The sequence below is a fragment of the Rhizobium sp. RAF56 genome (assembly GCF_052113965.1).
In the GTDB taxonomy this organism is placed as follows: Bacteria; Pseudomonadota; Alphaproteobacteria; order Rhizobiales; family Rhizobiaceae; genus Rhizobium.
The window spans coordinates 67599-92910 of record NZ_JBFRDU010000019.1; the positions used below are offsets into that span (position 1 = coordinate 67599).

Sequence of the window (25312 nt, forward strand, 5' to 3'; positions counted from 1 at the left end):
GAGCAATGCGGGAGGATGAGCGCCCGCACCTGGGAGATGAAACCATGTGGCCGGACCGTAGAATTCTTGACCTTTTCGGGATCGAGCTGCCGATCCTGCAGGCGCCCATGGCCGGTGCCAACCTGTCGGCGATGGCGATCGCGGTGGCTGAAGCCGGCGGCCTCGGGGCGCTGCCCTGCGCCACGATCACGCCGCAGCAGGTGCGTTCCGAGCTTGATGCGATCCGCAAGGCGACGGCAAAGCCGGTGAACCTCAATTTCTTCTGCCACACCCCGCCGGTTTCCGATCAGGGGCGCGAGCGGCGCTGGCAGGAGCGGCTTGCACACTACTATCTCGAACTTGGTCTCGATCCGGCAGCGCCCGTGGCAGCCTCAAGCCGCGCGCCGTTCGACGCCGCTCTTTGCGAGCTGGTCGAAGAGTTCAGGCCCGAAATCGTCAGCTTCCATTTCGGCCTTCCCGAGCAGGCCCTGCTTAATCGCGTGCATGCCGCCGGCGCCAAGGTCATTTCTTCGGCGACGACGGTCGATGAGGCGCGGTTCCTGGAAGACCGCGGCTGCGATGCGATCATCGCGCAGGGCGTCGAAGCCGGCGGCCATCGCGGTATGTTCCTGAGCGATGACATCGCCACCCAGATCGGCACCTTCGCCCTTGTGCCGCAGGTGGTCGACGCGGTGAAGGTGCCGGTTATTGCCGCAGGCGGCGTCACCGATGCTCGCGGCATCGTGGCAGCGCTCGCTCTGGGGGCTGCCGCTGTCCAGATCGGTACCGCCTATCTGCTCTGCCCAGAGGCCACGATCGCCGCGCCGCATCGTGCTGCACTCAGGAATGCCGCCAGTCGCGAGACGGCGCTCACCAATCTCTTCACCGGGCGGCCCGCGCGCGGCTTCGTCAACCGGATCATGCGCGAGGTGGGGCCGATGTCGTCGCTCGTTCCGGCCTTTCCGCTGGCGGGCGGAGCGCTCGCGCCCTTGCGCTCGCGTTCGGAACCGCAGGGCTCCGAGAATTTCATGTCTCTCTGGTCTGGGCAGTCCGCAGCGCTGTGCCGGGAAATGCCCGCCGCAGAGCTGACGCGGCGGCTCGGCGCCGAGGCGCTTGAGCGTCTTTCTCCAGGCAGGTGACGGCACCCCTTGATTTTGACGCGTATCCCTGTTGGATTGCACTGGGGAACGCGAAGGTCGATGCCATGCAGCCTGTGAGGGAAACAACGGAACGCCTGCCCGGATCTCCCAAGGGGTTGATCGGCCTTTGGCTTTTGCTGTTCGTCCTGTGGCTGATCGTCAACGCGTCCCTCGCCTTGCCGATTGTCGCGACGGGTGCCGTGATATCGTTTGCGATCGCCGCGATCTTCTCAAGCCGAGACGGACTTTGGCAGCAGGTCGCGCTCACGCCGCGCGCCGGCTATCATTTCCTCGCCTACACCGGGGTGTTCTTCGTCGAACTTGTGAAGGCGAACATCAGCATGGTGCGCTACGTCTATTCACCGCGCATCGATATCCACCCCGGCATCGTCAAAATCCACATGCGGCTGAAGTCGCCGATCGGGCGGCTGGCGCTTGCCAACTCCATTGCGCTGACGCCGGGGTCACTGGTCATGGATATCAGGGGCGACGCGCTGTTCGTCCATTGGCTTGATGTCAAGACGGTCGATCCCGAGCAGGCCACCGCCATGATCGCCGGGCCTTTCGAAAAGCATTTGGGGGCGGCGTTTGGCTGAAATCATCCTCGGTATCGCCGCCGTTCTTATTTTCTTCAGCATCGTTTTCGGCGTGCTGCGGCTGATCATAGGCAAGACCATGATCGACCGTGTCGTCGCGATCGACATGCTCACCGTGGTGTCCATCGCGCTGATCGCGCTCTATGCGCATCTGTCCGGGCGTTTCGCCTATCTCGACGTGGCGCTCGTCTATGGTCTCTTGAGCTTCCTGGCCGTGCTGGCCATTGCCCGTTTCCTGGAAAAAGGGCCGTAAGACGATGCTGCAGCTTCTCGTCCTTCTGGTCTGCGGCAGTATCCTGGTGAGCGGCATCCTCGCCGTCTCCCTTCGCAATCTCATGGCCGCGATGGTCAGCGCCGGGCTCGCAAGCCTGCTTGCCGCCGTCTCCTACGTGCTGCTTGCCGCGCCGGATGTCGCGATGGCCGAGGCTGCTATTGGCTCGGGACTGGCGACGCTGATCTTTCTATACGCCATTCGCAGAACCGCCGGCGGCGACGTCGGCGACAGCGGCAAGGAGTGACCCGTGCAGGAGCTCGTCGGCAGTATCGTGATCCTTCTCGGCGCGTTCTTCCTCTTTTCGGCAGGGCCTGGGTTGCTGCGCATGCCTGACGTCTTCACCCGTATTCAGGCGGGCACCAAGGCCTCGACGCTCGGCAATATCCTCGTTCTCGCTGGCCTTGGCATCTATCACCCCGACTGGGCCTTAAAGCTCCTGATCGTCGCCTACTTCGTGCTGATGACCAATCCGCTGTCGTCGCATGCGCTGTCGCGTGCGGCTCATGCGATCCGCACGCCGATGGCGGCCGCGACGACGGTCGACGCCTTGCGTGAGGCGGACGAGATGGCAAAGGAGGGCAAGGTATGACGCGGCGCGTCTTCAGCCTGTTCGCGATTCTTGTCTTTGCGATCATCTTTGCAGACATGGTCGGCGACTATAGCGAGCGCCAAATCTTGTCCGATCTTGCGGAGCACTATCTCGTCGCCGTGCCGCGAGATCTCGGCGGGGCGAATGTCGTCACCGGCATTCTGATCACCTTTCGCGGCTTCGATACGCTCGGCGAAGTGGCTGTGCTCTTCATGGTCGCCGCGAGCGTCGGCATCCTGCTCGGCGGGACACCGGGTCCTGAACAGCCAACGGAGGAACGGCGGCGCCCGAGCGAGCTGGTCGAGAATGGCTCAAAAATCATACTGCCGCTGATCTTCCTGTTCGGCGGTTACGTGATCATGAACGGCCACCTTTCGGCCGGCGGTGGCTTTCAAGGGGGCGCGGTGGTTGCCTCCGGCGTGATGCTCATGATGCTCGCGCAGCCTGCGTCACGGCTTGATCACGGTATTCTCAGCGTTACCGAATCGCTCGCCGGCGTCATCTACGTCGCGCTCGGCATCTGCGGCTTGTGGTTCGCGGGCGGATTTCTCGACAGCCACATCCTGCCGAAGGGGGAGTTCGGGACCCTCCTCAGCGCCGGTGCGATCCCGGTGATTTCGGCGCTGCTTGGCATCAAGGTCGGGGCGGAGCTGAGCGTCATCATCGACCGGTTTCGAAGCTGAAGGAAGGGAACATGGGCCTATCGGTATCGCATATACTCATGGTCACCGGCTTTGCGCTCGTGCTCATAGGCTTCTGGGGCATGCTGACCCACCGCAATATCCTGCGCATCATCATCGGCTTTTCGCTGATCGACACCGGTCTGCATCTGGTCATGGTGGCGACCGGTTACGTGACCGGCGGTACGGCGCCGATCGTCGACGAGGCGCTGGTGCTTACCGAGGTAACGGCGCGCTCCGTCGATCCGATCCCCGCGGCGCTAGTGGTGACGGCGATCGTCATCGGCTTTTCCGTGACGGCAGTGATGCTGGCCTTTGCCATCCGCATCCATGATGCGAAGAAAACCCTTTCCATCGACGCATTGACGGAATCGCAATGGTAACCGCCATCCTGCAACCGCTGACGATCTTCCTTCTCGGTCTCGGCGGCGGTTTTCTGATCCCGCTCGTCTACCGCGTCGCAAAACCCCTGCCCGCGATCGTTTTCCTCGTCGCACTCAGCGGCATGACGCTGATTTCCGGCTTTCAGCTGTGGCGGCTGATGAACGGCGAGCCGACGATCGAAATCTATACCGCAGGCGCGCTGCCGCCCTTTTCCATCAATCTGCGCTTCGGCCTATGGGAAGGGTTCTTGGCCTTCAGCGTCAACGTAGCGGCGATGATCGGCGTATGGCAGCTTTGGGAGCGGATGCGCGGCTCCTACGCGGCGCTTCTCCTCTATCTGATCCTGGTGATGGGCATCAACGGCATGGTGATGACCCGCGATCTGTTCAACCAGTTCGTTTTCCTCGAGATCGTATCGATCGCTACCTACGGCCTGCTCGGCATGGAACGCGGGGGCGCGATGCTTTCGGCAAGCTTCAAATACATCATGGCCACGGTGCTGGCCTCCTCGGCCTTCCTGCTCGGCGCCGTGCTGCTCTATCACGTCACCGGAACGCTCAATATCGACGACATGATCGAACACCGGACCTTGATCACCGGGCCGATCGGGACGACCGCCCTGCTGCTGGTGCTTTCCGGACTGATCCTCGAACTCAAGCCCTTCCCCGCCAACGGCTGGGGTCTCGACGTCTATGAGACGGCGCCGGCTGGCATTGCCGCTCTTATCTCCGGCGGCGTGTCGGCGGGCGTCTTCTTCGCGCTTTTCAAGCTTCTTCCCCTCTTCCAGGCGCATCTCTACATCATTGCCTGGGCGGGCGGCTTGTCGTTCCTCTTCTCCAATCTTGCCGGCCTGCCGCAGACGAAGGTTCAGCGGCTGCTCGGCTATTCGTCGATCGCGCAGATGGGGCTGTTGACGCTGGCGCTTGCGTTGCTGCGCGAGCTTGGCGCGGATGCGGCGATGCCGCTCGTCGTCGGTGGACTGTTCTTCAATCACCTCTTCGCGAAAGCCGGCCTGTTCTGGCTCGCTGGCGCGGTTAACCGAGGGCAGACGGACGAATGGCCGGCGATCGCAAACCGGCCGTTGGCGCTCTTCCTCTTCGCTATGCTTCTGATCGCCATCGCCGGCTTGCCGCCTTTTCCAGGCTTCTGGGCGAAATGGGAGCTGGTCGTCAGGCTCGCGGCCGGTGAGCGGCACGGCTGGGTCGTGCTCATCCTTGCGGGCTCGCTGCTCGAGGCGACCTACATGTTCCGCTGGTTCAAGCAGGCGACGCGCGGCGCACTGGACATTCCCGAGGTCCGGCCGGATATCGCCGCGCTCGCGCCGTCGCTTGCCTGCGCCGTACTGCTGGCGGGCGGCGGTTGGCTTGCGTCGAGGCTTGCAGGCGTCGCCTCGCTCCACCTCTTCCTGCCGCTTTTAGCCGGCCTCGTCCTCTATCTCGTGGACTGGCTCGCGGGCCGGATCAAATGCGCGCTGATGATTGTGCTCGTACTGTTCCTCGGGGCCGCGGAGGTTTATGCCGTGCCCGCTCTCAACCAGCTGTTTGCCGCACTGCTGCTTGCCGGCGGGCTGGTGGTTGCCATGGCCGGGTTTTACCGCACCGATCCGCGCCCCGGCTATTATCCGTTCATGACGGTGCTTTTGCTTTCGATCGTCGGGCTCCTGCGCGCTCCCACCAGTCTTGAATTCTTCTTCAACTGGGAGCTGATCACGCTTTCCTCCTATTTTCTCATCATGCAGGGACGCAACGCTCATCCGCATGCGCAGCCGTTCCTCTTGTTTTCGCTGGTTTCCGCGTTCTGCATCCTCGCCGGTTTCGGGCTTGCGGCTGCGGCGAGCGGCACGATTTCCCTTGAGGCGCTCGGCGCTGCCGACGCAGGCTCGCAAATCGCGCTCGTGTTCCTCGGCGTCGGCTTTCTCATCAAGGCGGGCGCGATCGGCGTCCATGTCTGGCTGCCTGGCGCCTATGCCGAGGCGGACGACGACATGTCGGCGATGTTATCCGCCGTCGTCAGCAAGGTTGCGATCATCGGCCTGTTTCTCGTTACCTATCTAGCGATCAGGGTGAATACGGGGCTGGAGCTGGCGCATGTCATGGCCTGGATAGGCCTTCTGACGACACTCGGCGGCGCGGCGATGGCGCTAAAGCAGGACGACATCAAGCTGATGCTGGCCTATTCCAGCATGAGCCAGCTCGGCTACATCATGACGGCCATCGCGATGATGAGCCATCTCGGCTGGGTGACGGCCATGTACCTCGTTGCCAACCACCTGATGGTCAAGGGTATTCTCTTCCTTGTGGCCGCCGCCGTCATCCTGCGGACCGGCACGCGCCGGTTCGACGAGATCGGCGGTCTTGCGAGGGCGATGCCTGTCACCTTTTCACTTGCCGTCATTGCGCTGCTGTCGATGTCGGGCCTGCCGCCGCTCGTCGGCTTCGGGGCCAAGTGGTTGCTGCTCAGCGCCATGGTCGATCGTGGCTGGTACGGGCTTGCCTCTCTCGGGGTGGCGGCGACCCTGCTCGGCCTTCTCTACATGTTTCGTTTCGCCTATGCGGTATTCCTGAGGCCGCGGCAGGCGGGGCAGCCACTTGTGCGCGAAGCACCGATTGCTCTCCTGGTACCGCAGGCGTTGTTGGCCGCCGCTATCCTGGTCCTCTCCTTTTTCCCGAAGCTCGCAATGGGTCCCGTCTCGGCGGCCATAGATCCGCAATTTGCTTCGATGTTGGTGTGGCAGGGCATGTCGCTCGAGGACGTCTATTCCCACTGGAACCCGCTGCCCGCGATGGCGGCAGCGCTTGCGCTTTCGGCCGGCATCTTTGTCGTCGCCTGGGCGATCTACCGGGGCAATCTCGGGCGCTTCTCAACCACAGGCGTCAATGCCTTCTACCGCTTCTACAAGCCGGTGCTGGCTGCCGCGACAGAACCCCTGGCAAGCGCGTTCTGGGATGGAACATCCGCGCTGGTCACGGGTGCCGCGCAAGCGGTTCGCCGCGTCTACACCGGCAACGGCCAGACCTACGCCCTGCAAATCCTCTACTACATCATCGTCGTCTATCTCTTCGGGACCTACGCCAGCGGTTGAGGTATCATCGTCCCCTCGAAAGACGCGGGGTCGGCAAATGGGACGGCAAGCGCATTTTTTGGATTTTATGCCGATCACATTGCGCCGAAGAAAGCGCTAGACTGAGCTCAGACGTCCCTGTTTCTCCCCTCGGCAACCCATTTTCCGGTTTCGGCGCCCATGGCCTCTGCACCTCAACAAAAGTTTTCTCTCTGGACCATGATGGCGATGTGCGTCGGCTCCATGGTCGGCGCCGGGATATTTTCCCTGCCGCAAGCTTTCGGCCGGGCGACGGGACCTTTTGGCGCGCTGATCGCCTGGACGATCGCCGGCGTCGGCATGCTGATGCTCGCCTTCGTCTTCCAGTCGCTGTCGGAACGCCGGCCGGATCTCGACGCCGGGATCTATGCCTATGCCAAGGCCGGCTTCGGCAACTACCTCGGTTTCCTGTCGGCACTTGGATATTGGTCCGCGGCGCTGCTCGGCAACGTTTCCTATTTCGTGCTCATCAAGTCGACGCTCGGCCTCTTCTTCCCGGTCTTCGGCGACGGCAATACGGTGCTTGCGGTCGCGACCTCGTCGATCCTTCTCTGGAGCATGCACTTCGTCATCCTACGCGGCATCCGGGAAGCCGCTGTCATCAACACGATCGTCACATTCGCGAAGATCATCCCGATTTTGCTGTTCATCGTTTTCGTGATCGTCGGTTTCAACGCCGGCATTTTCGCCGAAAACTTCTGGGGCGGCGCCGATCCGACGTTCAGCGATGTCGCGAGCCAAGTCCGCGCGACCATGCTCGTTACGGTCTTCGTCTTCGTCGGCATCGAAGGCGCCAGCGTCTATTCGCGCTATGCGCGCAACCGCGCCGACGTGGGCATAGCTACGATCGTCGGCTTTCTCGGCGTTCTCGCCTTGATGGTGATGATCACCCTCTTGTCCTACGGGGTGATGCCGCGCGCCGATCTGGCAGGGCTCAGAAACCCCTCGATGGCCGGTGTGCTGGAAGCACTCGTCGGCCCGTGGGGGACGCTCTTCGTCAGCGCCGGCCTGATCATCTCGGTCGCAGGCGCCTATCTCTCCTGGGTGCTGCTCGCAGCCGAGATCCTCTATTCCGCGTCGAAATACGACACCATGCCGCGCTTCCTGTCTTACGAGAACCGCAACGGCGTGCCTTCGAATGCGTTGTGGCTCACCAACATCGTGGTGCAGGTGTTCCTGATCCTGACGCTCTTTGCGCAATATGCCTTCACGCTGGCGCTCGAGCTGACGAGCTCGATGATCCTCGTTCCCTACCTGCTGGTTGCCGCCTACGGCTTCAAGCTTGCCTGGACCGGCGAGACTTACGATCGGGATCCAGCCCATCGCGGCGAATTTACCAGGGCGGCTATCGCTCTCCTCTATACGGCTGGGCTGATATATGCGGCCGGCGCCAAGCATCTGCTGCTGTCGGCGGCGATCTACGGGCCGGGTACGGTTCTCTATTTCATGGCGCGCCGTGAGCAGAACAAGATGATCTTTACACCGAGGGAAATGGTCATATTCGCGGTTGCCGCGATCGGCGCGGTCGTTGCGATTTTCGGTATTGCAACGGGCCGAATCAGCATCTGACGCTCATCTTCACCGAAAAAAGCGGCGGGAGTGGTGGCATTCGGGGCTGCCTGGGCGCAATGTGCCGATTGCAGCGGGAACCACGAGAAAATTGAACGCAGCGCTTATTTGTGGGATTCTGTGCTCATCACAGCGAGCCGAAAAGGGCATTATAGTCGCCGAAAATACGTGCAGAATTGTCATAAGGGTTTAAAAACTCTGATCTATTTGAACGAGGTAGAGGGCAGCAGCATGGCAACTGAATCCACGCAAAAACTATCTCTGTTCGCCCTCACCGGCATGGTCGTTGGATCGATGGTCGGTGCGGGGATTTTCAATCTGCCAGGCCGGTTCGGAGCGGCTACTGGCCCCTTCGGCGCAATCATCGCCTGGGCGATCGCGGGTACTGGCATGTACATGCTGGCGCGCGTGTTTCAGGCGCTTGCGGAGAAGCGGCCGGATATCGACTCTGGCGTCTTCGCCTACGCCAAGGCCGGCTTCGGCAACTATATGGGCTTCCTGTCGGCCTTCGGCTACTGGCTCGGCAGCTGCCTCGGCAACGTCTTCTACTGGGTGCTCATCGGTTCGACGTTGGGGCGCTTTTTCCCAGGTATTTTCGGCGATGGAAGCAGCGCTACCGCGATCATCGTGTCGCTGGTCGGCATCTGGCTGTTCCATTTCCTGATCCTTAAGGGTGTCGAGCAGGCGGCGTTCATCAATACCGTCGTCACCGTTGCCAAGATCGTGCCTATCCTGGTCTTCATCCTGGCGTTCATCTTCTTCTTCAAGTACGCGCAATTCTCCGAGAACTTCTTCGGTGGCCTGGACATGCCTGCCAAACCGCTGGTCGCGCAGGTCAGGGACACCATGCTGATCACGGTGTTCGTGTTCCTCGGGATCGAAGGCGCAAGCGTCTATTCGCGCTTTGCCAAGCAGCGTTCCGATGTCGGTACTGCAACGATCCTGGGCTTTGTCGGCGTGATGGGCCTGATGGTCGCGGTCACCCTCTTGCCCTACGCGGCGCTGCCGCAATCGGCGATCGCCGGTGTCCAACAGCCTTCGATGGCCGGCGTGCTTGAAGCGGTTGTCGGGCACTGGGGCGCCGTCTTCATCTCCGTCGGCGTTCTGGTCTCCGTGCTCGGCGCCTATCTCGCCTGGTCGCTGATTTGCGCGGAAGTGCTCTTTGCCGCGGCCAAGTCCGAGGATATGCCGAGGCTTTTTGCGGCGCAGAACGGCAACCGCGTGCCGGCCAATGCCCTATGGATGACCAATATCGTCGTGTCGCTCTTCGTGATCTCCACCTACTGGTCGCGAGATGCGTTCAACTTCATGCTCGACATGACGAGCGTCACCGCGCTCCTGCCGTATCTGCTCGTCGCCGGTTACGGAGTGCTGCTCGCCCGTAGCGGCAAGGGCTATGAAACCACGCCCAACGAGCGTGGACGGGACCAGATCTTCGCCTGGATTGCTGTAATCTATACTCTCTTCATGTTCATGGCCGCCGGGCTCAAATATGTGCTGCTCGTCGCCGTCCTTTTCGTGCCGGGAACCATTCTCTACGTCTGGGCACGCAAGGAACAGAAATTGCAACTGTTTACCCCCACCGAGCTCATCGTGTTCGCCGTCACATTGGTCGCTGGCCTGATTGGGGCCTATGGCTTGCTGACGGGCACCATCACACCTTGAACAGAAAGGCAGGAACGTCATGACAAAAGACACGCCCTTCGGCGTCCATTCGGAAGTAGGCCAGCTTCGCAAGGTGATGGTGTGCGCACCCGGTCGGGCACACCAGCGTCTGACGCCGTCCAACTGCGACGATCTTCTCTTCGACGACGTGCTCTGGGTCGACAATGCCAAGCGCGACCATTTCGACTTCATGACCAAGATGCGCGACCGTGGCGTCGATGTCGTGGAAATGCACAATCTGCTCGCCGAGACGGTCGCCATTCCCGAAGCGAAAAAATGGATTCTGGACCACCAGATCGTGCCGAACCAGATCGGCCTTGGGCTGATCGACGAGGTGCGCTCCTATCTTGAAGGCCTTTCCAATCGTGACCTTGCGGAAACGCTGATAGGCGGGTTGTCGACCTTTGAATTTCCGGAGAATGTCGGTGGCGAGCAACTCGCGCTGATCCGCGACGCGGCGGGCGTCAATGAATACCTGTTGCCGCCGCTGCCGAACACGCTCTATACGCGCGACACTACCTGCTGGATCTACGGCGGCGTCACGCTGAATTCGCTCTACTGGCCGGCCCGGCATGAAGAGACCATTTTGACGAGCTCGATCTACAAGTTCCATCCCGACTTCGCCGGCAAGGTGAACGTCTGGTGGGGCGATCCGACGCAGGATTGGGGCCTTGCGACAATCGAAGGCGGCGACGTCATGCCAATCGGCAAGGGCAATGTCCTGATCGGTATGAGCGAGCGGACCTCGCGCCAGGCCATTAGCCAAGTCGCAGCCGCTTTGTTCGAAAGGGGTGCCGCCGAACGCGTCATCGTCGCGGCCATGCCGAAACTGCGCGCCGCCATGCATCTCGACACGGTCTTCACCTTCGCCGACCGCGACTGCGTGCTGCTCTATCCCGATATCGTCAACAACATCGACGCCTTCTCCTACCGCCCGGACGGCAAGGGCGGCGTCGAGCTCCACAAGGACAAGGGAACCTTCGTGGAGACGGTCAGAGACGCGCTCGGCCTGAAGAAGATGCGCGTCGTCGAAACCGGCGGCAACGCCTACATGCGCGAGCGCACCCAGTGGGACAGCGGTGCCAACCTCGTTTGCGCCTCGCCGGGCGTGGTCTTCGCCTACGACCGCAACACCTACACCAATACGCTGCTGCGCAAGGAAGGCATCGAAGTCATCTCCATCACGGGCGCGGAACTCGGCCGCGGCCGCGGCGGCGGTCATTGCATGACCTGCCCGATCATTCGCGACGCTGTCGACTATTGATCCGGTTTCCCGTGGCGCCTCAGGCGCGCGAATTGGCGATACCCAGCGCGGCTCCAGCCGCCGCGCTGGCTTTTGGGCGCATTTGACAAATTGAGGGTCGCCATGCCGTTTCATCCCCCGATATCGAGACAAAGAGCCGTTATCCTTGCCGCGACGTTGGCGTTGCTGGCGCTATCCGGCTGCGACAGGGGCGAGGAAAAGGACGAGCTGCCGCCGCGTCCGGTGAAAACGCAAGCCGTCTCTTTCAATCCGGAAGATACGTTCGGCTCCCTGGTCGGCGAGATACAGCCGCGCATCGAGACGAGCTTCGGCTTTCGTCAGGGCGGTGAAATCAGGGAACGCGACGTCGATGTGGGAGAGACGGTCGACGTCGGCACCGTGATCGCACGGCTCGACTCCGAGGACGCACAGGATTCGCTGCGCAAGGCGGAAGCCAATCTGTTTTCGGCGCAGGCGACCCTTCTGAACGCCGATACCGAGCGCAACCGCCAGCAGCAGCTTTATCCTCGCACGTCCACCCGCCAGCAGCTCGACGCCGCCGTCGCCCAGGCGAGCATCGCGCAGGCCGGCGTGGATGCGGCTGAGGCCGCTTTGCGCATTTCCCAGACCAATCTCGACAATCGCGTGCTGAAAGCCAATGCCGCCGGCATCGTTACCGCCATCGGCGGCGAGGTCGGCCAGGTGGTCGGGGGCGGACAGATGGTCGTTCGTGTCGCGCAGCTCGGACCCCGGGATGCCGTCTTCCAGGTTCCCGAAGCCACGATCCAGACCGCGAACAGCAATGCGCGCGTCGACGTGCAACTGCTGAGCAACCCGAATGTGAAGGCAACCGGATCGGTCCGGGAAATCTCGCCGGCCGCAAATCCGATTACCCGCAATTTCACCGTCCGCATCGGCCTCGACAACGCGCCTGAAGAGTTCCGTTTCGGCAGTTCGGTGCGCGGGACGATCCAGATCGCCGGCGCGCCCGCCGCGCGGCTGCCGATGACGGCGCTGTTCAATCAGAACAACCAGCCGGCCGTGTGGGTCGTCGATCCCGGCAGCAGCACGACCAAGCTCGTGCCCGTCGAGGTCCATCGCTTCGACACGCAGGATTTTCTAGTGACCAAGGGGCTCGCCACCGGCGACCAGGTCATCGTTGCCGGCGTTCAGCAGCTACGCCCGGGCATGGCGGTTCGCCTGCTTGAGGGAAGCGTCCAATGAACGGAGGCTTCAACCTTTCGGAATGGGCCATCCAGCGGCGCAGCCTCATCATCTTTCTGGCGTTTCTCAGCGCTTTCGGCGGCATTGTCGCCTATTTCAATCTCGGCCGCGACGAAGATCCGGAATTCACCTTCAAGACGATGATCGTTTCAGCCGCGTGGCCTGGCGCCACGATCGAGCAGACGACGGACCAGATTACCGATCGCCTTGAGCGGACACTCGAGGAGGTGCCGCATCTCGACCATCTTAGAAGCCTGACCAGCGCCGGCCAGTCGGTGATCTACGTCGTGCTTGACGATTCAACGCCGCCGGACCAGGTGGGCGAATCCTGGTATCAGGCGCGAAAAAAGGTCGGCGACATCGTCTCGACCCTTCCCGCCCGCGTTCGCGGGCCTTTCTTCAACGACGATTTCGGTGACACCTTCGGCATCATCTACGGCTTCACCGCCGACGGTTTCAGCGACCGGGAGGTGCGCGACTGGACTTACGAGGCGCGCAATCGCCTGCTCAAGCTCGATCACATCGGCAAGGTGCAGCTGATCGGCACGCAGGACGAGACGATCTTCATCGAGTTTTCGACGGAGCGGCTCGCCAGCCTCGGTCTTGGTATGTCGACCGTCATCGGGACTATCCAGGCGCAAAACGCGGTCCTGCCCGCAGGCCAGATGACCACCGAGCGCGACCGGACAATCCTTGAAGTTTCCGGCAGCCTTGCCAGCGAAAAGGACCTGCGCGAACTCAACATCCCGACCGCGTCCGGTTTCGTGCGTCTCGGCGACATCGCCAGCATCGTGCGCGGCACCGTCGATCCGCCGCAGCCGCGCTTTCGCGTCAACGGCAAGCCGGCAATCGGCCTTGCCGTATCGATGGCCTCGGGCGGGGACATCCTGCAGCTTGGCCAGAGCATCGATACGGTCATGAACCGTTTCGAGCATGACCTGCCGATCGGCATCAACATGACGCGTGTCGCGAGCCAACCGGCCGTGGTCAGAAACGCCATTCGTGGCTTTACCACATCGCTGGCGCAGGCTGTCATCATCGTCCTCGGCGTCAGCTTCCTGGCGCTCGGCGTCCGCGCGGGCCTTGCCGTTGCGGTATCTATCCCGCTGGTGATGGCGCTGACATTCCTATTCATGGACATCGCCGGCATTGCCCTGCAGCGCGTCTCCCTCGGCGCCCTCATCATTGCGCTGACGCTAATGATCGACGACACGATGGTCACCGTCGAGATCACGATGGCGAAGCTTGAGGAGGGCATGGACCGTGTGAAGGCGGCGGCCTATGCCTACACCTCTACGGCATTTCCGATGCTTGCGGGAACGCTCGTCACCATCGCCGGGTTCATTCCGGTCGGTTTTGCCCAGAGCTCGTCGGGCGAATATGCGCGCTCGCTGTTCTTCGTGATCGGTTTCTCGCTGATCGTGTCCTGGCTGGTGGCGGTGCTGTTGACGCCGATCGTCGGCCTTGCCGTTCTGAAGCCGAGCCAGCAGGGCGGCGAGAAGCCGGAGGGCGCGCTGATGCGCGGCTTCAAGAACGTGCTAGGCACCTGCGTGCGCATGCGCGTTCTCGTCATCCTTGCGACAGTTGCCCTTTTCGTCGCGTCGATCCTGGGCTCGCAGTACATGCGCCGCCAATTCTTCCCGTCGTCGGATCGGCCGGAACTGCTTTTGTCGCTGGTCCTGCCGCAGGACGCCTCGCAGGAGGCGACGTCGGCGCAGGTGAAGCGCGTGGAGGAAATTCTCGCCGCAGACGAGGGCGTCGCCGACTGGTCCTTCTACGTCGGCTCCGATCCGATCCGCTTTTATCTGTCGATGGACCTCAATCCGCCGGCACCGTTCCGGGCACAGGGCGTGATCATCGCCAAGAGTGTCGCCGAGCGCGATGCCCTGCAGGCTCGGCTGCAATCGCTCCTCGACGTGCAGTTCCCCGATATTATCGCACGCGTCTCGCCTCTGGAAATGGGGCCGCCCGTCGGCTGGCCCGTCCAATACAGGGTCAGCGGACCTGATATTGTCGGCGTGCGCAATCTCGCCTGGAAGGTTGCCGACGTCCTTCATGCCGTGCCCGGCGCCGTTCAACCGCATCTCGATTGGAACGAGCCGATCCGTAAAATCGTCATCAATGTCGATCAGGACCGCGCCCGCTTGGTCGGATTGAATTCCTCGGTCATTGCCCAGACGCTGTTTGCGACCTCCTCCGGAGTGCCAATTACGCAGGTGCATGACTCGATCTATCTCATCAACGTCGTTGCTCGCGCAACCGAGGAACAGCGTGTCGACGTCAATACGCTGCGCACGTTGCAGATACCGGTCGGTCCCAATCATACCGTGCCGCTTGCCAGCATCGCGACCGTCGAATACCAGACCACGCAACCGCTGATCTGGCGGCATGATCGCTCCACGACAATCACGGTCCAGGCGGATGCGGAAAAAGGGGTGCTGGCGACTGATATCGTCGATGACGCCGCCCCGAGGATCGCAGCACTTACCCGCGACAACCCGAACTATCGCATCGAGGTCGGCGGTTCGGTCGAAGGCGCCGAAGACGGTCTTGCGGCAGTCGTCGCCATGCTACCGCTGATGGCAGTCATCATCGTCGTCATTCTGATGTTCCAGCTGCAGAGCGTGCAGCGCCTGATCCTCGTCATCAGCGTCGTGCCGCTCGGGCTGATCGGCGTGGTGCTGATCATGCTGATCACGCGGGTGCCGGTCGGGTTCATCGCGGTACTCGGCATGATCGCGCTCATCGGCATGATCACCCGAAACTCGGTCGTACTCATCGACCAGATTGACAGAAGGATGGAGGCGGAAGGCAGAAGTTGGCAGGGCGTCATCGACGTCACCGCGCAACGCCTGCGGCCGGTATTTCTGACTGCCGGTTCGACCATCCTCGGGATGCTGCCGATCATCCGCGATCCGTTCTGGTCGCCGCTCGCCTTCACCGTGGTGGGCGGTCTGGTCGTCGCCGCGGCGCTGACGTTGATCTTCCTGCCGGCGCTTTACGTCCTGTGGTTCAGAATTCCGCAGGAACTCGAGGCGCCGACTGTAGCGGCGACTAATGCGCGGGCGCAGCCCGTGCCGTGAACGGGCTTCGATTGCCAAACCTGCATAGTGCCTTGTATCCATTCCGATTTCGGGGATGATGCGATGGAGACCGTAAGCGACCTCTCAGGAGACAACGGGTGCGCGCATTTATCTCGAGGATAGGCCAGTCGCTCTCAACCGTCGGCCTTCTCATTGGTATTTTGTGTTTTGCGGCATCGCTTACGCCAAGCCTCTTGCCGCGAAGCTATCTGATCCAGGGGTTGCTGTCGGGCGGCTCTGCAGCGTTCGGATATGGTATCGGCTTCGTGCTGCAATGGCTCTGGTCCTATCTGGGGCTGCCGGTCCCATCGCAGCGCTCCGCCCGACTGGTGCGCAATGCGGCTCTGGTACTTTGCGTGGCGATCGCGGTGCCTTTCTTGTGGTGGGCGGCCGACTGGCAGAACTCGATCCGCGTGCTTTGGGGAATGGAGCCTCGGCCAAGTGGCGATCCGACGAAGCTCGGCGTCATTGCGTTCGTCTTTTTTGCGTTTCTGCTATTTCTGGGCCACCTGTTCGCCCGCACCTTTCGATTTCTTTCCGGCTGGCTTGATCGCTACGTGCCACCACGGGTGTCGCGGGTCATCGGCGCGGTGTTGGCGGTTGCGCTCTTCTGGTCGCTCGCCGAGGGGATCTTCTTCAAGGGCGTGCTGCGCGTGATGGACTCCTCCTTCCGCCAGCTCGACGCCGCAATGGAAGATGACCTGGCGATGCCGACCGATCCGATGAAGACCGGGAGCGCGGCTTCGCTGATCAACTGGGACGATCTCGGCCGGCAGGGGCGCCGCTTCATCGCCTCGGGTCCGAAGGCCGCCGATATCGGTGGCTTCTTTCATGGCGAAGCGCTGGAACCTATCCGCGTCTATGTCGGCCTCAACTCCGCCGATACGGCTGAGGCAAGGGCCAGGCTAGCGCTGGAGGAACTGAAGCGAAACGGCGCCTTCGAACGATCCGCACTGATCGTGGTCGTGCCGACCGGCACCGGTTGGGTCGATCCGGCAGCACTCGACCCGCTCGAATATCTCTACCACGGCAACGTCTCGAGTGTTGCAGTGCAATATTCCTATCTGGCCAGTTGGCTGTCGCTGCTGGTGCAGCCGGACTACGGCGCGGACGCAGGTATCGCACTGTTCCAGGAGGTGTATCGCTACTGGACAGCACTTCCGCATGATCACCGGCCCAAGCTCTACCTGCACGGATTGAGCCTCGGCTCCCTCAACTCGCAGCTTTCCGCCGACCTCCTGGATGTGATTGCCGATCCTTTCCAGGGCGCCCTTTGGAGCGGGCCACCGTTTGCGAGCCGCATGTGGAACACCGTTACCGCCAATCGCAATGCCGGCTCACCGGCCTGGCTTCCGAGGTTCCGGGACGGTTCGGTCATCCGCTTTACCAACCAGAACAATGCGCTTGATATCCCGGGTGCTTCATGGGGCCCGATGCGCATCGTCTATCTTCAGTATGCGAGCGACGCGATCACCTTTTTCGACGCGCGTTCCTTCTATCGTCAGCCCGACTGGATGAAGGAACCGCGCGGTCCAGACGTCTCGCCGCGGCTGCGCTGGTTTCCGGTTGTGACGATGCTGCAACTCGCCGTCGACGTCATGATCGCGACGAACTCGCCGATGGGGTATGGTCACGTCTATGCGCCGGAGCACTATATCGACGGCTGGGTAGCGGTTACCGATCCGCAGAACGTGACCAAGGATGATATAGCCCGCCTAAAGATGTTCTTCTCCACGCGTTTTCGTGACAATGAGGATGTGGGCGGATAGGGTCCGCTTGACGATTAGATGACCGAAAAAAAGACGGAATGCATAGAATGCGGACGCTATGCCGATTTCTTCCCAGCGCCGAGCGGGATATGGTTTTTCTGCGGGCGTCCGAACGTTCGTTCCTGCAGCCCCGCGCGTCGTTGGCGATGTGCATGATGCTGTAGACTTTGAATCTGCGTATGCTCCTTTCTTTAAGTCGAATCCGATTTAGAGGGTCATGCGCCAGTTTGCGAATGGAGCTGTCATGTCTGATCTGATTGTTATCGTCTATCCATCCGAAGCCAAGGCAGAAGAAGTGCGCACCCGCGTGCTTGAGTTGCAAAAGGAATATCTGATCAAGCTCGGCGACGCCGTCATTGCGACCAAGACGGACGCCGGCAAAATCAAGCTCAACCAGCTGGTCAATACGACCGCGGCAGGCGCAGTCTCGGGCAGCTTCTGGGGTCTTTTGATCGGCGTCCTGTTCCTGAACCCCTTGGTCGGCGTTGCGATTGGCGCAGCGTCCGGCGCGCTTGGCGGCGTGCTCACCGATGTCGGTATCAACGACGATTTCATGAAGAATCTCGCCGCCAGCATCCAGCCGGGCAATGGCGCGCTGTTCCTGCTGGTGCAGGAGATGACGGCGGACAAGGTGCTGAAGGAAATCTCCGGCTTCGGCGGCGTCGTGCTGAAGACCTCGCTTGACGAAACTAAGGAGCAGGTCCTGCGTGACGCGTTGCAGCAGCACGCGGTGGCGCAGGGGACGTAAAACATCAGGGAGCCGGCTCCGCGACAACCGCGTAGCCGGCAACCGTTCAGACGCGGAGCCTGTCGCTCCGACCTCTCCCCTATTGCTGAGGAAACATGGCCGCACCGGGTGAAAGTCGCATGATCGGGTCGTTGGCGACCGGCATACTCGTTCTCGCGCTGCTGCGTTTCGCCGATACGATCTTCGTTCCGTTCGCCTTCTCCCTCTTCATCATTGCGCTTGTCTGGCCGATCCAGAAGGCGCTGCAACGGTGGCTGCCGCGCCTGCTTGCGTTGCTGATCACGCTCAGCGCAACGATCGTCGTGATCGTCGCCATCGGTTCTTCGATCGCCTGGGGGTTCAGCGGGCTCGGGCAATGGCTGTTTCTCAATGCCGGCCGCTTCCAGGCGATCTATCTCGACTGGACCAACTGGCTGGAGGAACGCGGAGTCGCCGTCGTCGGCCCGCTTACGGACCGGTTCGATGTCAGCTGGCTCGTGAGCTTCACGCAAAATCTGGCCGGGAGGCTCAACAGCTTTGCCGGTTTCGCGTTGCTCGTCTTTATCTTCGTCATGCTTGGACTTCTCGAGGTCGAGGATTTCAACATGCGGCTGCTTGCGCCGAACGCTCAACCGCGAGGGCGGCGCATCCTCGAAGCCAATCGCCAGATCGGCGCCAAGTTGCGCAGGTTCATGGTCGTGCGCACCTTCGCGAGCGTGCTGACCGGGCTTGTCGTGTGGCTGTTTGCACTGGTCGCGGGGCTCGAACTCGCTGCCGCCTGGGGCGCCATCACCTTTGCGCTGAACTACATCCCTTTCCTCGGACCGTTCGTCGCCACCGCTTTCCCGACGCTATTTGCCATTGCCCAGTTCGAATCCTGGCGGATGGCGGTAGTGGTGTTCCTCAGTCTCAACCTGATCCAATTCATCATCGGCAGCTATCTGGAGCCGCGGCTGACAGGTGCTTCAGTGGCTATTTCGCCCTTTGCCGTCATCTTCGCCGTGTTTTTCTGGAGTTTCATGTGGGGCATATCGGGCGCCTTCATCGGCGTGCCGATCCTCATCGCCTTCGTCGTCTACTGCGGCCAGTCGCCGTCCGCGGAATGGATCGCCACCCTCCTTGCTGGGGGGCGTAACGAGAGTACAACGGACACCCCCTGACGAGGGAGGGTGCCGAATATTCGCGGTCGCCTATAAGTAAGCGCCCGTTACACTTTGGGGTTGAGGAGGTTTTGGCGGTCGGCTATGATTTTGTCCGATGCCACGGCTTGTTGGAGGGTCGCGACAGGTGCGGAAATGGATGCAAGAAAGCTTCGTTCTCTGGCAGCCGACGGCATGGCGGTCGAACGTCCAGGGACAACCTGAGAGGCCAATTTCCCTCACAGGTCCGCTGCATGAGGAGTGATCCCGATACCCTCTTAGCTCGCTCGTGGGCGGCGCGGCCACCGCTGTCGCCGCTTCCCATGTTTGAGTATTCCACGCGTGATCTTCCACGAAAGGAGCAGTTTGCCGCATGGCGAAACAGCCTTTCGCCCATCCTCGACCTTGTTCAGCCTGACGTGGCAGCCGTCGGGTTTGACGGGCGGCAGATGGTTTGGGATCTCGGCAGCCTGGCGTTTGCCCGCATCAGGACGGACGCCTTCGGTTTTTCCAGCCTGTCCCGACACACCACGCGCGATCCGCTCGACCACTGGATGCTGACCTTGCTGCTTCGCGGCAACATGAACACGATAACACCCAACAAGGCTGTTCCGGGACACGCAGGCGTTGTCCAGGTGCACGCACTCGGACGCGGGTTCATGGGGCAGCTTTCCGACGCGGAGGCGCTTCTGCTGTTTATTCCGCGGGATACGTGCCCTGAGTTGGGCGCGGCTCTCGACGCGGCGGAGTTTTCGGCGCTCGCCACCGGTATGGGCTATCTGCTCTCCGACTACATGGCCGACCTTGCGAAGCGTCTGGCAATCCTCGAGGCCGAGAACCTGCCGGCGCTCCTGGCTGCAACGAAGACGATGATACAGGCATGCCTGTCGCCCTCCGACGACCATATCGAGGAAGCGCGGTCGCCGATATCGGTGGCGCTTTTCGAAAGAGCCCGCCGCATCGTACAGGCAAGGTTGTACGAGCCGGGGTTCGGGGCCGAGACGATCCGGCGCGAGCTCGGCATTTCGCGGACGCGCCTCTACAGCCTCTTCGAAGCGTCCGGGGGCGTTGTGCGCTATATCCAGCACCGCCGCCTCTTGGATGCGCATGCGCTGCTTTCGGATCCAGGTGATCGTCGCCTTATACTGGAGGTCGCCGAACAATGCGGCTTCAGCGACGGAGCCGAATTCGGCCGGGCGTTCAAGCGCGAGTTCGGCTACAGCCCGAGCGAGGTGCGCAAGGGCGCGAAGGGTACGATCGGGGATGCGGCGAGCAGGCTTCGGATCGACCTTGACGCGCTGCCGGCTGGCGAAAGGCTGGGTGGGCTCTTGCGCCGGCTGCAGGCTTGAAGCAACCCCAGGGAAAATGCAGGTTGGTTTTCCGCCCGGAGTTCGGCAAGAACAGAAATATTCTCGTCACCGCGCCGCCGGTGCGCGCCCATAGAGCAGAAGCATGGCGATGATGACGACGCCGTAGATGATCTGGCGTCCTGCTTCCGGTATCTGCATCACGGAAAGGATCGATTGCAGAAGCGTGATGAGAATGACGCCCGCGACCGTGCCGAGATAGCTGCCGCGTCCCCCGAGAATGGATGTGCCGCCGAGAACGACGGCTGCGATCGCCGGCAGAAGATAGGCGTCGCCCATCGATTGGGCGGCCTTGGAGGCGTAGCCGGCTAGAAGCACGCCGCCGAAGGCGGCAAGAGCGCCGGATACGGCAAAGGCATACATGACCACCCGCCGCGTGTTGACGCCAGAGAGATAGGCGGCGCGCTCCCGGTTTCCGATGCCGTAGACGGAGCGCCCGAAACTCGTTCGACCGAGCACGAACACCATGACGGCCCCGGTAATCGCCCATACGAGAATGGCATTCGGAACGCCGGGGATGGCAAATCCCGTCGCCAGCCAGCGCACAGCGGCGGGTGCCGAGTCCTGTGGAGAGAAGCCGCCGGTGTAGACGACCATCAGACCCTGCGCCACGACGTTGGTCGATAGCGTCACGATCATCGAGGGAACGCGCAGATAGGCGACGCCGAAGCCGTTCACCAGCCCGAAGACGGCGCCGCAGAGCACCCCGAAGGGGATGGCGATGAACGGGCCGATGCCGTGCAGACCGGCGGCCGCACAGGCCATCATCGCACCGGCGGTCACTACCCAGGGGACGGAGAGATCGATCTGGCCGAGGAGGATGACGAGCATCATGCCCGACGCGATGACGCCGAGAAACGCCGCGACCTTCAGCTGCTGAAGGAGATATTCCGGCGAGATGAAGCGTGTAGAATAGAGGCTGCCGAGGAACAGGACGAGAAAGATGCAGCCGAAGGCGGTGGCGACCGCGGGATCGATGCGGCGCCAGAAGCTTGGGCGGATCGCCTCTCTGCGTTCTTCGGACAGCTCACTCATTCGAACCATTCCAGCGAGTTGCGCACGCGAAGCAGGGCAAAGGCGCCGATGCTGACCGCAGCCGTGAGAATGACGCCCTGCAGCAGCGGCTGCCAGAGCGGATCGATGTTGAAGACGAAGAGCATGTCGCCGGTCGTGCGGGCGGCAAAAGCGCCGAAGACCGCGCCTATCGCGCTGCCGCGCCCGCCGTAGAGCGAGACGCCGCCGAGCACCACCGCCGCGATCGACCACAGGGTATAACCGCTTCCGCTCGCATAGGCCGCTTCGCCGGTATAGGTGTAGAAGGTGAGGAACAGCCCGCCGAGCGCGGAAAACAGGCCTGCCAACGTATAGGCGGCAAACTTTGCGCGGCGGATCGGGACGCCCGACATATAGGCGGCGAGCTCCGCCGAGCCGCAGGCGTAGGCAGCCCGTCCGAGCACAGAGCGACGGAACGGCACCCATATGAGGAGCACGGTGGCAGCGAGCGCCACGAGGCTTGCGGGAACGACGTCGAACATCCGTCCGGTCAGCGCATCGGCGAGATCCTCATTGACCGATCCCCCCGGCGTTGGACGCAGCAGCAATGCGACGCCGAAGAAGATCGCGCCTGTCGCGATCGTCGCGATGATCGGCTGCAGGCGTCCATAGATGACGATGGCGCCGTTCAGCGCGCCGCACAACAGACCGGTCGCAAGCACCGCGATCACGCCCATCGTTGTCTCAAGCGGCGACCCCACCACCAGCCACGACGCCAGGCAGTTGGTCAGAATGAACACCATGCCGACAGAGAGATCGATACCGGCGGTGATGACGACGAGCGTCTGGGCAACGGCGACGAGAGCAAACAGGACACCCTTGTTGGCGGCTGTCTGAACCACGTTGGCGGAGAAGCCCGCCGGATGATTGGCGATGTAGATGCCGAACATGACGACAAACAGGGCCAGCGCCATGAGCGTGCCACGCTGCTCCGCAAGGTTGTAGCGCCAATCTCTCACGCGTTCGTTCCCTGTCTTGTCGCGGCGGTCTCGTCGCGAATGTTCAACGCGCTGGCGATCAGCGCATGTTCGGTGAGCTCGCCGCCGGTAAGCTCGCGCTTGATCGCGCCGTCGTAGAGCACGAGCACGCGATCGCAGCAGCCGATCAGTTCGTCATAGTCTGTAGAGTAGAAGAGGATTGCCGCCCCCGCGTCGGCAAGCTTGCGCAACAGCTGGTAGAGTTCCTGCTTGGTGCCGACGTCTATGCCGCGCGTCGGGTCGTTGAGCAGAATGATGCGCGGCCGGCGCATCAGCCACTTGGCGATCACCACCTTCTGCTGGTTGCCGCCCGAGAGCGCGCCGACCGGAATATCCATGCCAGCCGTCTTGATCGCAAGCAGGCCGATCATCTCGTTGATCAGCCGCTGCTCCTTCGCCCTGTCGACGACGCCGCCTCTCGTCAGGCGGTCGAGGGTGGCAAAGCTGAGGTTCTCCCGCACCGTCATCGGCAGCATCAGGCCTTCCGTCTTGCGGTCCTCGGGAATGAGCGCCATGCCCACCCGCCCCGCCTTGGCGGCGGCCGGGCTGCGGATGCGAGCCGGCTCTCCGTCGATCAAAACCTGGCCGGAGACGCCGCGCAGTACGCCGAAGAATGCCAGAAGCAACTCGCGCTGACCCTGTCCGTCGAGCCCACCGAGCCCGACGACTTCGCCGGCGCCGACCTGGAGCGAGATGTCGTTCAGCCGATCGGTCCAGGTGAGGTTCTTGCACGCGAGCACCGGCATCTTGCGATCGACGGAATGCTGCGGCTTTGGCGGGAAGACATGACTGTATTCGCGGCCGATCATCATCTCGACCACTTCGTTATCGGTGCGCGTGCCGGCTTTGTAGGTGGCGACGTTGCGGCCGTTTCTAAAAACGGTGCATTGATCGGCGAGCTCGGCGATTTCGTTCATGCGGTGCGAGATGTAGAGCAGCGCCAGCCCCTCAGCGCGAAGACGCTTCAAAACGGCGAAGACTTTGCTGACGTCTGAGGCCGTCAGGGCGGAGGTCGCCTCGTCAAGGATGAGAATGCGGGGATTGCGGGCGAGCGCCTTGGCGATCTCGACCATCTGTCGCCGCGACAGCGGCAGGTCCTTGACCAGGGCGCGGGGATGAATGTCCTCGGCGCCGGCACGCCGCAGAGCCTCCAAGGCGATGCGGCGCTGCGCCTTGCGATCGATCATGCCGAACCGCTTCGGCGGATCGGAAATCACGATATTGTCGGCGACGCTGAGTTCCGGGATAAGGGAGAGTTCCTGGAAGATGCAGGCGATGCCCGCCTGGTTGGCGGCGGCGGGGGAAGCGAAGCGCACCTCCTTGCCGTCCATCAGCATGCGGCCCTCGTCGGGGGCAACGACGCCGGCCATGACCTTGATCAGCGTGGACTTTCCAGCGCCGTTCTCGCCGAGTATCCCATGGATGCTCCCCGCCGAGACGGTGAGCTCTGCCTTCTCAAGCGCGCGGACGCCGCCATAGCGCTTGGAAATACCCTCCATGCGAAAAAGCGGTGCTGCCACGCTGATCGGACCTGCCTCCATCATCACTCCTGGAACGATTGGACTTGAGACGCCGCGGAGCTTGCTCCGCGGCGCAATTGCAGTCAGACCGGATTACTGGTTTTCCTTGGTCTGCCCCATGATTTCCTGGGCGGTGAAATTGATGCCGCAGGTTGGGAAGGAATTGCCGACGAAGAAGTTGTCGGACTGATCGGGGAAGAAATCCTGATCCTTCTTGAAGTTCGGGTCTTCGACGATCGCGAGCGGCAGCTTGACCGACTGCGGCACGACCTGGCCTTCAAGGGCCGTAATCGCCGTCTTGATCGCAACAGCGACTTGCGCCGGGCCCGTGCCTGCCGACGAGCATTTCAGTCCGTCCTTGGCGTGCGTGGCGCAGAATTTGCGGAAACCATTTTCCGTCTCGCCGCCGAAGGGCACGAAGGGATGCTTGGCGTCCATCATCGCCTGCACGATGCCGGTGTCGCCGCCCTGCCCGGTTATGCCGACGAAGGGACCGTTGGTGGCAATGGCGTCGGCCGTGACCTTCTGGGCAACGCTGTCATCCCATTTGCCGGCTACCTCGGTGACTTGCCACTTCTTGCCCGAGGCATCGAGCACTTCGTGAATGCCGTTGTGACGGTCGGTATCGACCGAGGTGCCGGCGACGCCGCGCACCTCGAGGATCTTGCCGCCGTCCGGTACGTTCTTGACCAGCCATTTCGCCCAGAGCTCGCCCAAGCCCTTTTGGTCCACGTTGACGTTTATGGAGTCCTTGGTGTCGAGGATGTTGTCAAAGGCCACGAGAATGACGCCCGCATCCTTGGCGCGCTTGATCACCGGCCCGAAGGCTGTCGGATTCTGTGCATTGACCACGATCGCATCATAGCCCGAGTCGATGAAGTTGTTGATCGCCGAGATCTGTGCGGGTACGTCCTCGCCAGTCGATACGACCTTGAATTCCTTGAGCCTCGCCTTGACGTCCGGTTGTTCCGCATAGGCCTTCGCCGTCTGGATCATCTGGATGCGCCAGGTATTGGCGATATAGCCGTTGGCAAGCGCGATGCGGAACGGCCCCTTTTTGGCGGGATACTGGAAGAACTGGGTATCGGCGGCCCAGGGCGTGAAACACCCGGCATCGGCTGCCGGACCCGTGACCACCTTTGGCCCAGCGGCCATGGCGGTCGAACTCAGAAACGCAACAGTGGCTACGCCGGCGAGACCGCCGAGCAATGACTTGATCATCGAAGTTCCTCCCT

21 protein-coding genes are annotated in these 25312 nt (G+C 62.1%); 17 read left to right on the forward strand and 4 right to left on the reverse strand.

Features of this window, described 5'->3' with window-relative positions; translation table 11 throughout:
- The first annotated feature begins 44 nt into the window (after positions 1-44).
- From AB4048_RS17260 to AB4048_RS17340, 17 genes are all read left to right on the forward strand, one after another.
- Positions 45-1118, forward strand: a complete 1074-nt coding sequence (locus tag AB4048_RS17260; RefSeq protein WP_442203212.1) for an NAD(P)H-dependent flavin oxidoreductase — start codon at positions 45-47, stop codon at positions 1116-1118.
- Positions 1119-1183: 65 nt separating this feature from the next.
- A complete protein-coding gene (locus AB4048_RS17265) occupies positions 1184-1714 on the forward strand; it encodes a Na+/H+ antiporter subunit E (protein ID WP_442203213.1) in 531 nt (176 codons plus the stop codon).
- Positions 1707-1967, forward strand: coding sequence for a monovalent cation/H+ antiporter complex subunit F (locus tag AB4048_RS17270; protein WP_442203214.1), 261 nt, complete (start codon positions 1707-1709; stop codon positions 1965-1967). Before AB4048_RS17265 ends, AB4048_RS17270 begins: the two co-directional genes overlap by 8 nt.
- A gap of 4 nt (positions 1968-1971) precedes the next feature.
- Positions 1972-2232 carry a hydrogenase subunit MbhD domain-containing protein gene (locus tag AB4048_RS17275; protein WP_442203215.1) on the forward strand — a complete coding sequence of 87 codons (261 nt, stop codon included), beginning with the start codon at positions 1972-1974 and terminating at the stop codon, positions 2230-2232.
- Positions 2233-2235: 3 nt separating this feature from the next.
- Positions 2236-2577: a monovalent cation/H(+) antiporter subunit G gene (gene mnhG, locus AB4048_RS17280; RefSeq protein WP_442203216.1), complete on the forward strand. Its 342-nt coding sequence runs from the start codon at positions 2236-2238 to the stop codon at positions 2575-2577.
- Positions 2574-3260 carry a hydrogen gas-evolving membrane-bound hydrogenase subunit E gene (mbhE, locus tag AB4048_RS17285; protein WP_442203217.1) on the forward strand — a complete coding sequence of 229 codons (687 nt, stop codon included), beginning with the start codon at positions 2574-2576 and terminating at the stop codon, positions 3258-3260. Before mnhG ends, mbhE begins: the two co-directional genes overlap by 4 nt.
- Positions 3261-3271: 11 nt before the next feature.
- Positions 3272-3640 carry a sodium:proton antiporter gene (locus tag AB4048_RS17290; protein ID WP_442203218.1) on the forward strand — a complete coding sequence of 123 codons (369 nt, stop codon included), beginning with the start codon at positions 3272-3274 and terminating at the stop codon, positions 3638-3640.
- Positions 3634-6723: a complex I subunit 5 family protein gene (locus tag AB4048_RS17295; protein ID WP_442203219.1), complete on the forward strand. Its 3090-nt coding sequence runs from the start codon at positions 3634-3636 to the stop codon at positions 6721-6723. Before AB4048_RS17290 ends, AB4048_RS17295 begins: the two co-directional genes overlap by 7 nt.
- A 159-nt stretch (positions 6724-6882) precedes the next feature.
- On the forward strand, positions 6883-8310 hold the full coding sequence (locus AB4048_RS17300; protein WP_442203220.1) for a basic amino acid/polyamine antiporter: 1428 nt from the start codon (positions 6883-6885) through the stop codon (positions 8308-8310).
- A 231-nt stretch (positions 8311-8541) separates the two neighbouring features.
- Positions 8542-9975 (forward strand): basic amino acid/polyamine antiporter, encoded by a 1434-nt coding sequence (locus AB4048_RS17305; protein ID WP_442203221.1) that lies wholly within the window; start codon positions 8542-8544, stop codon positions 9973-9975.
- A gap of 19 nt (positions 9976-9994) precedes the next feature.
- Entirely contained in the window at positions 9995-11239 is a 1245-nt protein-coding gene (arcA, locus tag AB4048_RS17310; protein ID WP_442203222.1) for an arginine deiminase, read from the forward strand.
- 102 nt (positions 11240-11341) lie between these two features.
- A complete protein-coding gene (locus AB4048_RS17315; protein WP_442203223.1) occupies positions 11342-12442 on the forward strand; it encodes an efflux RND transporter periplasmic adaptor subunit in 1101 nt (366 codons plus the stop codon).
- Positions 12439-15525, forward strand: coding sequence for an efflux RND transporter permease subunit (locus AB4048_RS17320; RefSeq protein ID WP_442203224.1), 3087 nt, complete (start codon positions 12439-12441; stop codon positions 15523-15525). The genes AB4048_RS17315 and AB4048_RS17320 overlap by 4 nt, the downstream gene beginning before the upstream one ends.
- A 98-nt stretch (positions 15526-15623) precedes the next feature.
- Positions 15624-17294 (forward strand): alpha/beta hydrolase, encoded by a 1671-nt coding sequence (locus AB4048_RS17325; RefSeq protein ID WP_442203225.1) that lies wholly within the window; start codon positions 15624-15626, stop codon positions 17292-17294.
- Positions 17295-17538: 244 nt separating this feature from the next.
- On the forward strand, positions 17539-18042 hold the full coding sequence (locus tag AB4048_RS17330; RefSeq protein WP_442203226.1) for a DUF1269 domain-containing protein: 504 nt from the start codon (positions 17539-17541) through the stop codon (positions 18040-18042).
- A gap of 119 nt (positions 18043-18161) precedes the next feature.
- On the forward strand, positions 18162-19181 hold the full coding sequence (locus AB4048_RS17335) for an AI-2E family transporter (RefSeq protein ID WP_442203227.1): 1020 nt from the start codon (positions 18162-18164) through the stop codon (positions 19179-19181).
- Between the two features lie 302 nt (positions 19182-19483).
- On the forward strand, positions 19484-20509 hold the full coding sequence (locus AB4048_RS17340) for a helix-turn-helix domain-containing protein (protein ID WP_442203228.1): 1026 nt from the start codon (positions 19484-19486) through the stop codon (positions 20507-20509).
- A gap of 66 nt (positions 20510-20575) precedes the next feature.
- Here the strand turns inward: AB4048_RS17340 and AB4048_RS17345 are convergent, their stop codons facing one another.
- The 4 genes from AB4048_RS17345 to AB4048_RS17360 form a co-directional block, all read right to left on the reverse strand.
- Complete coding sequence (locus tag AB4048_RS17345) at positions 20576-21562, reverse strand: ABC transporter permease (protein ID WP_442203229.1); 987 nt, start codon at positions 21560-21562, stop codon at positions 20576-20578.
- Entirely contained in the window at positions 21559-22539 is a 981-nt protein-coding gene (locus AB4048_RS17350; RefSeq protein WP_442203230.1) for an ABC transporter permease, read from the reverse strand. The genes AB4048_RS17345 and AB4048_RS17350 overlap by 4 nt, the downstream gene beginning before the upstream one ends.
- Positions 22536-24083, reverse strand: coding sequence for a sugar ABC transporter ATP-binding protein (locus AB4048_RS17355; RefSeq protein ID WP_442203243.1), 1548 nt, complete (start codon positions 24081-24083; stop codon positions 22536-22538). Before AB4048_RS17355 ends, AB4048_RS17350 begins: the two co-directional genes overlap by 4 nt.
- A gap of 87 nt (positions 24084-24170) precedes the next feature.
- Positions 24171-25298, reverse strand: a complete 1128-nt coding sequence (locus AB4048_RS17360; RefSeq protein WP_442203231.1) for a sugar ABC transporter substrate-binding protein — start codon at positions 25296-25298, stop codon at positions 24171-24173.
- Positions 25299-25312 lie beyond the last annotated feature (14 nt).